This is a genomic window from Sandarakinorhabdus sp. (assembly GCF_031430775.1).
GTDB lineage: Bacteria > Pseudomonadota > Alphaproteobacteria > Sphingomonadales > Sphingomonadaceae > Sandarakinorhabdus.
Genome location: NZ_JANPCD010000095.1, coordinates 1 through 12,475 on the forward strand (window position 1 = coordinate 1; position 12,475 = coordinate 12,475).

The window sequence follows — 12,475 nt, forward strand, 5'->3', positions numbered from 1 at the left end:
ATCGACAATTTGCACCTCGTCGGGGAAAAGCGACCCTTGGCCGTGCTGGCGCTGGTGCCCGGAGCCGATCCCGAAGCACTTGCCATCGCGTTTGAATATAATGTTGCCGATGTGGCCGGGCTGCCCGTCAACCCTCACGAACTGCGGCCAAGGCTGGCTGCGCTGGTACGCCGCCGCATGGTGGCATTGTCGCGGCTGGCGGAAACCCGTGCTGTTCTGCAACTGGCGACCATCGACCCGGTGACAGGCCTGCACAACCGCCATCATCTGCGATCGGTGCTGCCGGCCGCCATCGACAGCGCTCGGCGCGCGCGCAGCGCCATGTCTTTCCTGATGATCGATCTCGATGGTTTCAAGCCGTACAATGACCGCTGGGGACATGCAGCCGGCGATTATGTGCTGCACTGCGTGGCCAGCACGCTCAAGTCACATGTGCGCCCCGGCGACACCGTCGCGCGGTATGGCGGAGATGAAATCGCCGTGGTGCTGCCCGGCGCTGATGGACTGCTGGCCCATGCCATGGCAACCACGCTGCTGGCAGCCGTGGAAAAGGCCTGTTGTGAAACAGCCAATGCGCCGATGTCGATGACCATCAGTATCGGGGTTGCCACGCTGAAGGCCGACGATTCGAGCGAATCGCTCATCAACCGCGCAGACACTGCACTATATGCGGCAAAGGCATCTGGCCGAAACAGAGTCAGCGCCGCGGCATGAGCCGGGCCGCATGAGCATGTCTGCCTGACAATCGTCAGGCAAATGCAGGCTTACTTGATCTTGGCTTCCTTGAAATCGACATGCTTGCGCACGACGGGATCATATTTGCGAAAGCTGAGCTTGTCAGTCTGCGTGCGCGGGTTTTTCTTGGTCACATAATAGTAACCGGTGTCGGCAGTGGACACGAGCTTGATCTTGATGGTGGTCGGCTTGGCCATTGTCTTACCCGAAAATCAAAACTGAAATGACGCGCACGGGCAGCCCGGCACGGGAAGGGGTGTGCATTGATGGCAGCGCCGCACAAAGTCAAGGCCGGTCTTGCAAAACCGGACATTGGCACCGTGCTGCGGACCTCCTATCTGGGGCGCATGACCATTGTCCATCTCCAAGACCGCGCTGTCCTTGAAATCGCCGGCGCCGATGCGCGAAGCTTCCTGCAGGGCCTGGTCACGCATGACATGGCGCTGCTGGCGCCGGGCCGGCCGCTGTATGCCGGCATGCTCAGCCCGCAGGGCAAGACCCTGTTCGACATGATCTTGTTCGCCAAAGACTCCGCGGGGGACCCCGGCGGCGAGGGCGCCGTGCTGATCGACGTGGCCGCAAACCGCGCCGAGGCCTTGGCAAAGCGGCTGGCCATGTATCGGATGCGCAAGGCGGTGACGATCGCGCCCAGCCCGCTGCACGTCCATGCCGGCTGGAATGGCGGCGAGGCCGGGCACACGCCGGATCCGCGCGGCGCCGGCCTTGGCGCACGCTGGCTAGACGCGGGCGATCCGGCAAAACCGCATGTGATTCCCGGGGCCGAATCCTATCATCTGCACAGGCTGGCGTGCGGCGTGCCCGACAGCGCCGACATCGGCAGCGACGATCTGCTCTGGCTCGAGACCGGGGCCGACCTGCTTGACGGCGTGTCTTTCACCAAGGGCTGTTATGTCGGCCAGGAAAACACCGCCCGCATGCACCACCGCGACAAGGTGCGCCGGCGGCTCGTGCCGTTGATGCTCACCGCCGACCCCGGCGAAGACGCCGATGTGCGGGATGCCGAGGGCCGGGTTGCCGGGCGCCTGCGCAGCCATGTCGGCATGGCGGCCATGGCCCATCTCAGGATGGAAACCGCCGATTCGCCGTTGTTTGTAAGCGGCGCGCCGGTCAGCGTTGGACGCCCCGCCTGGCTGGCAGCGGCATTCTGATGGCAACCGCCGGCCTGTTGCCGCGCCTCACCGCGCGGGTTGAAACCTTGGCGGATGATGGCTGGCGCTGGCTGAGTCAGGACAGCGGTGACGCTGTGTTGTCAGTCGTCGTGGCAGCCGGGCTGTTCGTGCTGCTCAAGGGCGCTTTCTGGCTGGCGGCGCGCTGGCTGGGCCGGCCCGGCGCCGGCTGGCGCCATCTGGCGCGTGGGCTGGTGGACCGTACGCTCACGGTGTTCCTGGCAATGGTCGCTATCGACTTGACCACCCATGCCGTCGCGCCGCCCGGCGCGCTGCTGACCCTTGTCGATGCGCTGTTCACAATCGCCGCTGCCGTGCAGGGCGCGCTGTGGCTGCGTGAGATCATCCTGGAACTGGTGCGCCGCCGCGCGGCCCCCGGCGGCGAGGACCATGCCTCGCTGGGCAGCGCGATGGGCGTCATTTCGGTGCTGGTCAATGTCGTAATCTGGCTGCTCGCGGCGATTCTGGTGCTCGACAATCTGGGCGTCAACGTCACCGCGTTGATCGCCGGGCTTGGCGTCGGCGGCATCGCCATCGGACTGGCCGCGCAGGGCATTTTTTCCGATCTGTTCGCTGCGCTGGCGATCCTGTTCGACCGGCCGTTCCGCGTCGGCGACACCATCAGCTATGGCACATCGACCGGCACCGTCGAGGCCATCGGCCTCAAGACAACGCGCATCCGCTCGCTGTCGGGCGAACAGCTGGTGATGGCCAATACCAAGCTGCTCGACCAGCAGGTTGCCAATCTGCGGCGAATCGAAGAACGCCGCGTCGTGCTGCGGCTCGGCGTCATCCTGCAAACGCCGCCGGCCCTGCTCGCCCGGCTGCCGTCCGAACTGGAGACGCTGGTCAGCGCCCAGCCCGATTGCCGGTTCGAGCGCGCCTATCTGATGGGCTTTGGTCTGTCCTCGCTCGATATCGAACTGGTGTTCGTGGTCGCTTCCCCGGATCCGCTGGTGATGATGGCGGCGCGGCAGGCCATCATGCTCGCCATATTGGAACGTTTCACGGCGCTTGGCGTTGCGTTTGCCTATCCCTCGCAGACCAGCTTCACCGCCGGCCCGGACGGCCGCCTGATCGACCCGCCGGGCGCCGCCTGACGTTTCGTCCATCGGTGCGGCACCGCGCGTGCTATGCCGGGTCTCGATGGCAAAGGATTCAGCATGACCGAGGCACCGGGCGACGACGATTTCGTGTATGACGACGACACAGGAGAATGGATCAGCGCCGCCGACGCCGCTGCGAAAAGCGCGGCAGATGACAACGTTTGCGTACGCGATTCGGTCGGCAATGTCCTCGCCGACGGCGATAGCGTGACCTTGATCAAGGACTTGATCGTCAAGGGCGCCGGCCAGACCCTGCGGCGCGGCACCGTCATCAAGTCGATCCGGCTCACCGGCGACGCCCAGGAAATCGACTGCCGCTTCGATGGCATCAAGGGCCTGGTTCTGCGCGCCGAATTCGTTCGCAAACGCTAACCCAGCAGCACCATCGCCTTGCCCAGCACCACGGCCGCCCCTGCCGCCAGCGGCAGCCCGACCAGCGCCCATGCGGCCGCCACGATAATCGGCCGGGACGGCGCGCCGGCGGGTCCAGCGGCTACCACCGCCGCCGTGCCTGCTGCATCCGCCGGCGTTTCCGCCACTCGGAATCGCTGTTTCACGGGCCGGACGAACTGGTTGATCACAAGGCCGACCAGCAGCATCGCCGCCATGGCCATGAATATCGGCTGGTACACGCCCGCACCCGCTGCACCGGCAGCGATCCGGGCATCGCGCATATAGGCCACCAGCAATGGTCCCAGCACGCCGGCAACCGACCATGCAGTCAGCAGCCGGCCGTGGACGGCGCCGACGAACCGCGTTCCGAACGTGTCGGCAAGATAGGCCGGCACGGCGGCAAAACCGCCACCGTACATCGAGGCGATGACGCAGAACGCCAGCACGAACAGGCCCAGCGACGCGCTGGCAAAGGCCGGAACGCCAAGGCCATACAGCAGCGCCCCCACCATCAGGATCAGCCCATACAAGGGCTTTCGCCCCAACCGGTCGGACAGCGACGCCCAGAAAAATCGCCCGCCAATGTTGAACAAGCTGATCAGGCCGACAAAGCCGGCACCCATGGCGGCGGCGGCCTTTTGCTGGCCGGCATCCAGATCGGTAAGTCGCAGGCCGTCCGCCCCGACCAACCGGCCACCGAACACCTCCTGCAACATGGGCGAGGCAAGGCCGATGATGCCGATCGAGGCCGAGACATTCAAAAGCAGCACCAGCCAGATCAGCCAGAATTGCGGCGTGCGGTGCACAAGCTGCAACGGCACATGGAACGCGGCGCCATCCGCCGGCGTCTTTGGTCCGCTCCAGTTCGGCGGCGTCCAATCCGGCGGCAGTACCCTGTAGCCAAGCGCACCGGCGGTCATGAACACGCCATAGCCGGCAGCAAGCACCAGCAAGGTCTGCCAGACGCCGACGCCGCCAGGGCCGGCAAATCGCCCCATCAGCCAGTCCGCCAACGGGCTGCCGATCATCGCGCCGCCGCCAAAGCCCATGATCGCCATGCCGGTCGCCATGCCGCGCCGGTCCGGGAACCATTTCACCAGCGTCGATACCGGCGAGATATAGCCAAGCCCCAGCCCGATGCCGCCGATGACCCCGACACCCAGCCACACCAGCCACAATTGATGCAGGGCAATTCCGACGGCCGCGATGGCCATGCCGCCGCACCAGCAGCAGGCCGCCACCATGGCGGCACGCCGCGGCCCCTCGCGCTCCACCCAGCCGCCCCACAGCGCCGCCGACGCGCCCAGCACGACAAAGAACAGCGTGTAGATCCAGACAAGATCGCTGACCCGCCAGTCGCAGACCGTGGTGGTCAGCGCCATCGCCAGCGTCAGGTCGGGGCAGGCGCGCGGCGCGGAAATACCGATGGCGCGTGACAGCGGTAGCCAGAACACGCTGAAACCGTAAGACATGCCGATGCACAGGTGGATGGCCAGCGCGCAGGGCGGCACCAGCCAGCGGTTGAAGCCCGGCGCCGCAATGCTGCGCGCGCGGCCCAGAAAACGCGGCGCCCGCAACATTGCCGCGCCGGCGCCATGGTCCGAATTGCCTGTCATCTTGCCCCGTCTGCCCTGCGCACCCGCTGCTGCTGCGCTGTGCGGCAATAGCGCGGCGATGCCGTGCTGTCAGGCAATAACGCGGCGCTGGCGATCAAGTCGCAGGACCAGATCGGCACGCGGCGGCAAGTCGGCCATGATCCAGCGGCTCAGCCGCTCGAAATGCTGCATGAAACGCTCCAACTCGGTTGCATTCATCCCGGCAGCCTGATCGCCGGCGGCGTGTTTCAATGCGGCTTCCTGTTCCGCCCGCCACTGCGCCACGATTGGCCAGTCGGGCGCCAGCAGCAGGATCTGGCAATCGAATTGTGCAAAAAACGCCCGATACGCGCCAGACAGTTGTGCGTTGACATGCTGCCGCCAGCCGCCGTCCGCATCCTCGTTTGCCTCAAGCGCATTGACCGGCACCACTAGCGCCGCATCCGGCTCGGGCTGCGCGCCAAGGCACCAGCCTTCGACAATGAGCAACTGCGTATCCGCCGGCGCCGTCACCACAACGTCGCTGCGATCGTCCACGGCCTTGTCGAAACGCGGCAGCGCGGCGCTGTGCCCGGCACGAAGCGCCGCGATGATCGCCATGCCCAGGGCCGGCTCGTGCGTTCCGGGCACGCCGCGTGTCGCCAGCAGCGGATGCACCGCTGCCGCCAGCACGTCCCGGTCGGCTCGCGGCAAATACAGGTCATCAAGCGACAGCACGGCTGTCTGGCAGCCGGCGGCGGTGAAATGCGCCGCCAGCCCGGCCGCCAGTGTCGACTTGCCGCTGCCCTGCGCGCCGGTGATGCCGACGACCAGCAAGCCGTCAGCGCTGGCAAGCCGAGCAGCGATGGCGCCGGCAGCGATGGAAAGGGCGTCGGGCGCGGACATTGCCGACACTGTGGCCGCACAGGCGTCCCCCGCGCAAGCCGCCAGCTTGCCCGCTGCGCTGTCCCGTGCGCAGATGGCGGCCATGCAGGACTGGACCGAGATTCGCAGCGCCGTGGCACGGTTGTGCGCCGATTTTCCTGGCGCCTACTGGCGTGAAAAGGACGCCGCGCGCGCCTATCCATCCGAATTCGTGGCGGCGCTGACCCGCGCCGGCTGGCTGGCGGCGTTGATCCCGCCCGAATATGGCGGCGCCGGCCTGCCTTTGTCGGCGGCAGCCGCGATCCTTGAGGAAGTGCATGCGTCCGGCGGCAATGGCGGCGCCGCCCATGCCCAGATGTATGTCATGGGCACGCTGCTGCGCCACGGATCGGACGCGCAAAAGGCGCGCTGGCTGCCGGGCGTCGCACGCGGCGAACTGCGGCTTCAGGCCTTTGGCGTGACCGAGCCGGGGTCGGGCAGCGATACGCTGTCGCTCAAGACCACCGCGCGGCGCGACGGCGATGACTACATCATCAACGGCCAGAAACTCTGGACCAGCCGCGCCGGCCACAGCGACCTGATGGTGCTGCTGGCGCGCACGGCGCCGCGCGGCGAGGGGGCGGCGCGCACGAGCGGCCTGTCGGTGTTCCTTGTCGACATGCGCGATTGCCCCGGCCTGACCATCCAGCCGATCGACACCATGATGAACCATGCCACGACGGCGGTGTTCTTCGATGATGTGCGCGTCGGGGCCGAAAACCTGATCGGCACGGAAAGCGAGGGCTTTCGCTACATCCTGTCGGGCATGAACGCCGAACGCATCCTGATTGCCGCCGAATGTGTCGGCGATGCGCGCTGGTTTCTGGATACCGCCAGCGCCTATGCCAAGCAGCGCCAGGTGTTCGGCCGTCCCATAGGGCAGAACCAGGGCGTGCAGTTCCCGCTGGCTATGGCCTATGCCCGGATGCGCGGCGCCGCGCTGATGGTAGCGGACGCCTGCACCCGCTACGAGGCCGGGGAACGTGCCGGCGCCGAAGCGAACATGGCCAAGCTGCTCGCTGCCGAAGCCAGTTGGCAGGCCGGCGAGGCAGCGGTGCAGACCTTGGGCGGGTTCGCCTTTGCCGCCGATTATGATGTCGAGCGCAAGTTCCGGGAAACGCGGCTGTATCAGGTGGCGCCCATTTCGACGAACCTCATCCTGTCCTATCTTGCCGAACATGTGCTGGGCCTGCCGCGCAGCTATTGATGCTCTTACAAATGGGCGTCGACACAGCCGCCTGCCTTGCTACCCTCGCCGTGCAATTCACAGCCAAAGGAACGACCATGGCCGAAGCCTATATCATCGACGCCGTCCGCACGCCGCGCGGCATTGGCAAGGTCGGCAAGGGCAGCCTGTCCGACATGCACCCGCAGCATCTCGCCGCCGCCGTGCTGTCGGCGATCGCGTCGCGCAACAACCTCAACACCGCGCATGTCGATGACATCATCTGGTCGACCTCGACTCAAAAGGGCCGCCAGGGCGGCGATCTGGGCCGCATGGCCGCGCTTGATGCCGGCTATGACATCCGCTCATCGGGCACCACGCTGGACCGGTTTTGCGGTGGCGGCATCACATCGGTGAACTTCGGCGCGGCTTCGATCATGAGCGGCATGGAAGACCTGGTCATTGCCGGCGGCACCGAAATGATGAGCTATACCGCCACCATGGCGCAAGAAGAGCGCGCCGCAGGCATGGCGCCGATGATGATGGGCAGCGGCAATGCCCGGCTGCAGGCACATCACCCGCAAAGCCATCAGGGCGTGTGCGGTGACGCCATCGCCAGCATGGAAGGCATCAGCCGCGCCGATGTCGATGCGCTCGGCCTCGAAAGCCAGAAACGCGCCGCCAAGGCCATATCCGAAGGCGCCTTTGCCAAGTCGGTGATCCCTGTGTTCCGCGCCGATGGCACGCTGGCGCTGGACCATGAAGAATTTCCGCGCCCGCAGACCACCGCCGAAGGGCTGGCGGCACTGGAGCCCAGCTTTGCCAAGCTCGCCGATGTGCCTTTGGACGAACGCGGCACCACGTTCCGCAAGCTGATCAATTCGGTCTACCCCGACCTCAAGATCGAACACATGCATCACGCCGGCAATTCGTCGGGCGTGGTGGACGGTGCCGCCGGCATCCTGCTCGCCAGCAAGGCCTATGCCGACAAGAACGGCCTGCGCCCACGCGCCCGCATCGTCGCCATGGCCAATATGGGCGATTGCCCGACGCTGATGCTCAATGCGCCCGTTCCGGCGGCGCGCAAGGTGCTGGCAAAGGCCGGGCTGACCATCGATGACATCGATCTATTCGAAATCAACGAAGCCTTTGCCGTGGTGGCCGAGAAATTCATCCGCGACCTGAAGCTCGACCGGGACCGCGTCAACGTCAACGGCGGCGCCATCGCGCTGGGCCATCCCATCGGCGCCACCGGCTCGATGTTGATCGGCACCATCCTTGATGAACTGGAACGGCGCGGCCTGAAACGCGGCCTGGTGACCATGTGTGCCGCCGGTGGCATGGCGCCAGCCATCATAATCGAACGGATATGATGGACTTTTGCGCTTTTTTGGCTTACTAACACGTTGATCTGAAATCAGCTTTCGCACAATCGGGGAGCGTTATTGTACACATGTATAATATCCTCTCCGGTTTGCGTGTCATCGAGGCCGCTTCGTTTGTCGCCGGCCCCTCCGGCGGACTGTATCTGGCCCAGATGGGCGCGCAGGTCATCCGCATCGACCAGTTGGGCGGCGGCCCGGATTTTCGGCGCTGGCCGCTGACCCCGGCGGGCGACAGCCTGTATTGGGAAGGGCTGAACAAGGGCAAGCAAAGCGTCGCCATCGACCTGACCCGTGCCGAGGGGCGGGAACTGGCGGTGGCGCTTGCCGCCGCGCCCGGCGACAATGCCGGGCTGTTCCTGACCAATTTCCCGGTCGCCGGTTTCCTGTCCCATGCCGCATTGGCCGCGCGCCGCGCCGACATCATCACCCTGCGAATCATGGGCTGGGCCGATGGCAGCCCGGCGCTGGATTACACCGTCAATGCCGCCGTCGGCGTGCCGGACATGACGGGACCAGCCGGCGACACGCACCCTGTCAACCATGTCCTGCCGGCATGGGACCTGCTTGGCGGCGCCTGGGCGGCCTTTGCGGTGACGGCGGCGCTGCTGCGGCGGCGGACATCTGGGGAGGGCGCCGAAATCCGCGTGCCGCTGTCCGACCTTGCCGCCACCAGCCTTGGCCATATGGGCTTTGTCGCCGAGGCGCTGACGCAGGGCGACCGGGGGCGCATGGGCAATGACCTTTATGGTGCCTTTGGCCGGGACTTTGCGCTGGCCGATGGCGCGCGCCTGTATGTCGTGGCCATCACGCCGCGCCAATGGCGCGGGCTGTTGGCGGCGCTGGAACTGGCGGACGGCATTTGCGCCATCGAGGCCGCGACCGGCGCCGATTTCGCCGCCGACGAAGGCGCGCGCTTCACCCACCGTGCCGCACTATTCCCGCTGTTCGAGGCGGCATTCGGCGCAGCCGTGTTGGCCGATCTGGCGCCGCGCCTTGATGCCGCCGGCGTCACCTGGGGGCCGTATCAGACACTGGCCCATGCCGTGCAGCATGACGCGCGGCTGTTCACCGGCAATCCGCAATTTGAAACCATCAGCCACCCCAGCGGCCTGACCTATCCCGCCTCCGGGCCGGCCGCGACTCTGGCCGGCGAGGCGCGCGGCCCCCAGCAGCCCGCGCCCCGGCTGGGCGCCGATACCGATGCCGTGCTGGCCGATGTGCTGGGCCTTGATTGCGGCGCCATCGGGCGGTTGCACGACGCGGGGCTTGTTGCATGACCGACGATGATCTGGCGCTGTGGCAAGGCTGGTGCGGTAAGCCCGAACTGCGTGACGAAGTGCTGCACGCCGCCGATGTGGCGCGCTATGCCGCCGCCATCGGCTGGGACACCGATAGTCTGGGCTGGCCGCCGCTGGGGCATCTGGCCTGCTTTTTGCCGCTGCCCGGCCCGCTGGGTCCCGATGGCCATCCGGCGCGCGGCGGCTTCTTTCCACCCGTCACGCTGCCGCGCCGCATGTTCCTCGGCTCGGAGATGCTGTTCCACGTTCCGCTGCTGGTCGGCATGCCGGCGGTGCAGCTGCGAACGCTTGCCAGCTTGACCCCCAAGTCGGGCCGCAGCGGACAGATGGTGCTGGCCAGCGTCGAAATCAGCATCATCCAGGACGGCCAGACCTGTGTGAGCGAGACGCAGACGATCGTATATCGCGATGCCGGCCCGGCCGTGCCGCTGCCTGCCGAGCAGACGCCCGCACCTGGCCTTGGCCACATCACCCCCGGCCCGGTCGACCTGTTCCGTTTTTCGGCCGCCACCGGCAACACGCACCGCATCCATTACGACCTGCCCTATGCACGCGGTGAGGAGGGCTATCCGGCGCTGGTCGTGCATGGCCCCTTGCTGGCGGCGCATTTGCTCGGCCAATGGCAGGCGCGGCATGGCCCGCCGGCGCGCTTTTCCTATCGGCTGGCCGCGCCGACATTCGCCGGCCAGACCATCGCCTTGCAGGAAACCGCGCCCGATCAGCCAAGCACGCTTGGCCAGCCAGACACGCTTGGCCAGCCAGACACGCTTGGCCGGTTGCAAGCCGTGCGCTGCGACGGCACGGTGGCCCTGACAGCCATAGCGAGTGCGCCCTGATGGACAGTGAAATCTTTGCCCTGCTGCGCGCCGAAGTGCGCCGCTATGTCGATGGCCGGCTGATCCCCGCCGAAGATGCGGTCGAGGAGCTGGACGATATACCCGCCGACATCATCGCCGAAATGAAGGCCATGGGCCTGTTCGGCCTGTCCGTTCCCGAAAGTTTCGGCGGGCTGGGCCTGACCATGACCGAGGAAGCCGCGCTGATCCGCGAATTGACCCGCGCATCCGTGGTGTTCCGGTCCTTGATCGGCACCACCGTGGGCATCGGCAGCCAGGGCATCATGATGGACGGCACGCCCGAACAAAAGGCGCATTGGCTGCCCAGGTTTGCCACTGGCGAGACCATCGCAAGCTTTGCGCTGACCGAGCCTGAGGCCGGGTCCGACGCCGCTTCGCTCACCACCCGCGCGGTGCGCGACGGCGACAATTACCGCATCAGCGGCACCAAACGCTATATCACCAATGCGCCGCGCGCGACGGTGTTCACCCTGATGGCGCGCACCGACGCCAATGTGAAAGGCGCAGCCGGCATTTCGGCTTTCATCGTGCCGGCGGACACGCCGGGCATCACGCTGGGCAAGCCCGACCGCAAGATGGGTCAGCGCGGCGCCAAGACCTGCGATGTCATCCTTGACGATGTCGTGGTGCCGGCCTCCAGCATCATCGGCGGCGTGGCGGGCCAGGGCTTTCGCACTGCGATGAAGGTGCTCGACCGAGGCCGCATCCATATCGCCGCCGTTGCGCTGGGCATGGCCGACCGGCTGTTGGGTCTCAGCCTGGCTTATGCGCTGGAACGCAGGCAATTCGGCAGCCGCATTGCGGATTTCCAGTTGGTGCAGGCGATGCTTGCGGACATGAAGGTCGATCTGCTGACCACCGAGGCGCTGCTCGAACGCACTGCCGCCCGCTTCGATGCCGGGCACGCTTCGGCCATGGAATGTTCGGTCCTCAAACTCCATGCCTCCGAGGCGGTGGGCCGCATCGCCGACCGGGCGGTGCAAGTGCTCGGCGGCGCCGGCTACATGGCCGAATACAAGGTCGAGCGGTTTTACCGCGATGTGCGGCTGCTGCGCATCTATGAAGGCACCAGCCAGATCCAGCAGACCATCATCGCCAAGGCCATGATCAAAGAAGGCACAAGGACATGAGACGCGCAGCAATCGTGGCGCCGATCCGCACCGGGGTCGGCAAGTTCCAGGGGTCGCTGGCCGGCATGACCGCCGGCGATCTGGGCGCGCACATCCTCAAATCGCTGATGGAGCGCACGAAGATCGACCCCGAACGTGTCGATGATGTCGTGTTCTCCCAAGGGTATGGCAATGGCGAGGCGCCGTGCATCGCGCGCTGGTCATGGCTGGCGGCTGGCCTGCCCGAGAGCGTGCCGGGCGTGCAGCTCGATCGGCGCTGCGGATCGGGGCTTCAGGCGGTCATCGACGCTGCCATGCGCATCCAGACCGGCGCCGCCGATGTGGTCGTGGCCGGCGGTGTCGAAAGCATGTCCAACGTCGAATATTACTCGATCGACCACCGGGGCGGCGCCCGCATGGGCAGCACGACGATGCACGACCGGCTGGTGCGCGGCCGGGTGATGAGCCAGCCGATCAGCCGTTACGGCGTGATTTCGGGTATGATCGAAACCGCCAACAATCTCGCGCGCGATTACGCCATCAGCCGCGAAGCCTGCGACGCCTATGCCGCCCAGAGCCACGCCCGCGCCGCCGCCGCCTGGGCAGCCGGGCGCTTCGACGACGAACTTGTGCCAGTGCCCATCCTCCAAAAACGCGGCGACCCGGTGATGTTCGCCAGCGACGAAGGCATCCGCGCCGATGCGACGCCGGAGAGCCTGGCGCTGCTGAAATCCATCGAGAA

Annotated in this window: 13 protein-coding genes; 10 read left to right on the forward strand and 3 right to left on the reverse strand. The window is 66.4% G+C overall.

Annotation, left to right across the window (positions count from 1 at the left end):
• Positions 1-714, forward strand: a 714-nt coding sequence (locus tag RMQ73_RS05575) for a GGDEF domain-containing protein (protein WP_310497082.1), incomplete at its 5' end; no start/stop codon positions are given.
• Between the two features lie 50 nt (positions 715-764).
• Here the strand turns inward: RMQ73_RS05575 and rpmG are convergent.
• Positions 765-932, reverse strand: coding sequence for a 50S ribosomal protein L33 (gene rpmG / locus RMQ73_RS05580; protein ID WP_310497084.1), 168 nt, complete (start codon positions 930-932; stop codon positions 765-767).
• A gap of 123 nt (positions 933-1,055) precedes the next feature.
• Here rpmG and RMQ73_RS05585 point away from each other — a divergent pair, with 123 nt between their 5' ends.
• The 3 genes from RMQ73_RS05585 (at position 1,056) to RMQ73_RS05595 (ending at position 3,400) form a co-directional block, all read left to right on the forward strand.
• Entirely contained in the window at positions 1,056-1,904 is an 849-nt protein-coding gene (locus tag RMQ73_RS05585; RefSeq protein WP_310497086.1) for a folate-binding protein, read from the forward strand.
• Entirely contained in the window at positions 1,904-3,022 is a 1,119-nt protein-coding gene (locus RMQ73_RS05590) for a mechanosensitive ion channel family protein (protein ID WP_310497087.1), read from the forward strand. The genes RMQ73_RS05585 and RMQ73_RS05590 overlap by 1 nt, the downstream gene beginning before the upstream one ends.
• 63 nt (positions 3,023-3,085) lie before the next feature.
• Positions 3,086-3,400: an alkylphosphonate utilization protein gene (locus RMQ73_RS05595; RefSeq protein WP_310497088.1), complete on the forward strand. Its 315-nt coding sequence runs from the start codon at positions 3,086-3,088 to the stop codon at positions 3,398-3,400.
• Here the strand turns inward: RMQ73_RS05595 and RMQ73_RS05600 are convergent.
• Positions 3,397-5,037, reverse strand: coding sequence for an OFA family MFS transporter (locus tag RMQ73_RS05600; protein WP_310497089.1), 1,641 nt, complete (start codon positions 5,035-5,037; stop codon positions 3,397-3,399). The two genes, RMQ73_RS05595 and RMQ73_RS05600, sit on opposite strands and share 4 nt — an antisense overlap.
• 69 nt (positions 5,038-5,106) lie before the next feature.
• Positions 5,107-5,901: a kinase gene (locus RMQ73_RS05605; RefSeq protein ID WP_310497090.1), complete on the reverse strand. Its 795-nt coding sequence runs from the start codon at positions 5,899-5,901 to the stop codon at positions 5,107-5,109.
• 82 nt (positions 5,902-5,983) lie between these two features.
• Between RMQ73_RS05605 and RMQ73_RS05610 the strand changes: the two genes are divergently transcribed.
• The 6 genes from RMQ73_RS05610 to RMQ73_RS05635 form a co-directional block, all read left to right on the forward strand.
• Positions 5,984-7,126 carry an acyl-CoA dehydrogenase family protein gene (locus RMQ73_RS05610; protein ID WP_310497097.1) on the forward strand — a complete coding sequence of 381 codons (1,143 nt, stop codon included), beginning with the start codon at positions 5,984-5,986 and terminating at the stop codon, positions 7,124-7,126.
• A gap of 77 nt (positions 7,127-7,203) precedes the next feature.
• Positions 7,204-8,457 (forward strand): acetyl-CoA C-acetyltransferase, encoded by a 1,254-nt coding sequence (locus tag RMQ73_RS05615; protein WP_310497091.1) that lies wholly within the window; start codon positions 7,204-7,206, stop codon positions 8,455-8,457.
• A gap of 80 nt (positions 8,458-8,537) precedes the next feature.
• Complete coding sequence (locus tag RMQ73_RS05620; RefSeq protein WP_310497092.1) at positions 8,538-9,746, forward strand: CoA transferase; 1,209 nt, start codon at positions 8,538-8,540, stop codon at positions 9,744-9,746.
• Positions 9,743-10,603, forward strand: a complete 861-nt coding sequence (locus RMQ73_RS05625; RefSeq protein WP_310497093.1) for a hypothetical protein — start codon at positions 9,743-9,745, stop codon at positions 10,601-10,603. The genes RMQ73_RS05620 and RMQ73_RS05625 overlap by 4 nt, the downstream gene beginning before the upstream one ends.
• On the forward strand, positions 10,603-11,754 hold the full coding sequence (locus RMQ73_RS05630; RefSeq protein ID WP_310497094.1) for an acyl-CoA dehydrogenase family protein: 1,152 nt from the start codon (positions 10,603-10,605) through the stop codon (positions 11,752-11,754). Before RMQ73_RS05625 ends, RMQ73_RS05630 begins: the two co-directional genes overlap by 1 nt.
• Positions 11,751-12,475 (forward strand): beta-ketoacyl synthase N-terminal-like domain-containing protein (locus RMQ73_RS05635; protein WP_310497096.1); only part of this gene is annotated, 725 nt, incomplete at its 3' end. The genes RMQ73_RS05630 and RMQ73_RS05635, both read left to right, overlap by 4 nt.

What these genes read in the sequence shown, in the direction of transcription:
- RMQ73_RS05610 (WP_310497097.1), top strand. Translation starts at nt 5,984, where the DNA reads ATGCAGGACTGGACCGAGATTCGCAGCGCCGTGGCACGGTTGTGCGCC.
- RMQ73_RS05615 (WP_310497091.1), top strand. Translation starts at nt 7,204, where the DNA reads ATGGCCGAAGCCTATATCATCGACGCCGTCCGCACGCCGCGCGGCATT.
- RMQ73_RS05600 (WP_310497089.1), bottom strand. Translation starts at nt 5,037, where the DNA reads ATGACAGGCAATTCGGACCATGGCGCCGGCGCGGCAATGTTGCGGGCG.
- RMQ73_RS05595 (WP_310497088.1), top strand. Translation starts at nt 3,086, where the DNA reads ATGACCGAGGCACCGGGCGACGACGATTTCGTGTATGACGACGACACA.
- rpmG (WP_310497084.1), bottom strand. Translation starts at nt 932, where the DNA reads ATGGCCAAGCCGACCACCATCAAGATCAAGCTCGTGTCCACTGCCGAC.
- RMQ73_RS05590 (WP_310497087.1), top strand. Translation starts at nt 1,904, where the DNA reads ATGGCAACCGCCGGCCTGTTGCCGCGCCTCACCGCGCGGGTTGAAACC.
- RMQ73_RS05605 (WP_310497090.1), bottom strand. Translation starts at nt 5,901, where the DNA reads ATGTCCGCGCCCGACGCCCTTTCCATCGCTGCCGGCGCCATCGCTGCT.
- RMQ73_RS05620 (WP_310497092.1), top strand. Translation starts at nt 8,538, where the DNA reads ATGTATAATATCCTCTCCGGTTTGCGTGTCATCGAGGCCGCTTCGTTT.
- RMQ73_RS05630 (WP_310497094.1), top strand. Translation starts at nt 10,603, where the DNA reads ATGGACAGTGAAATCTTTGCCCTGCTGCGCGCCGAAGTGCGCCGCTAT.
- RMQ73_RS05625 (WP_310497093.1), top strand. Translation starts at nt 9,743, where the DNA reads ATGACCGACGATGATCTGGCGCTGTGGCAAGGCTGGTGCGGTAAGCCC.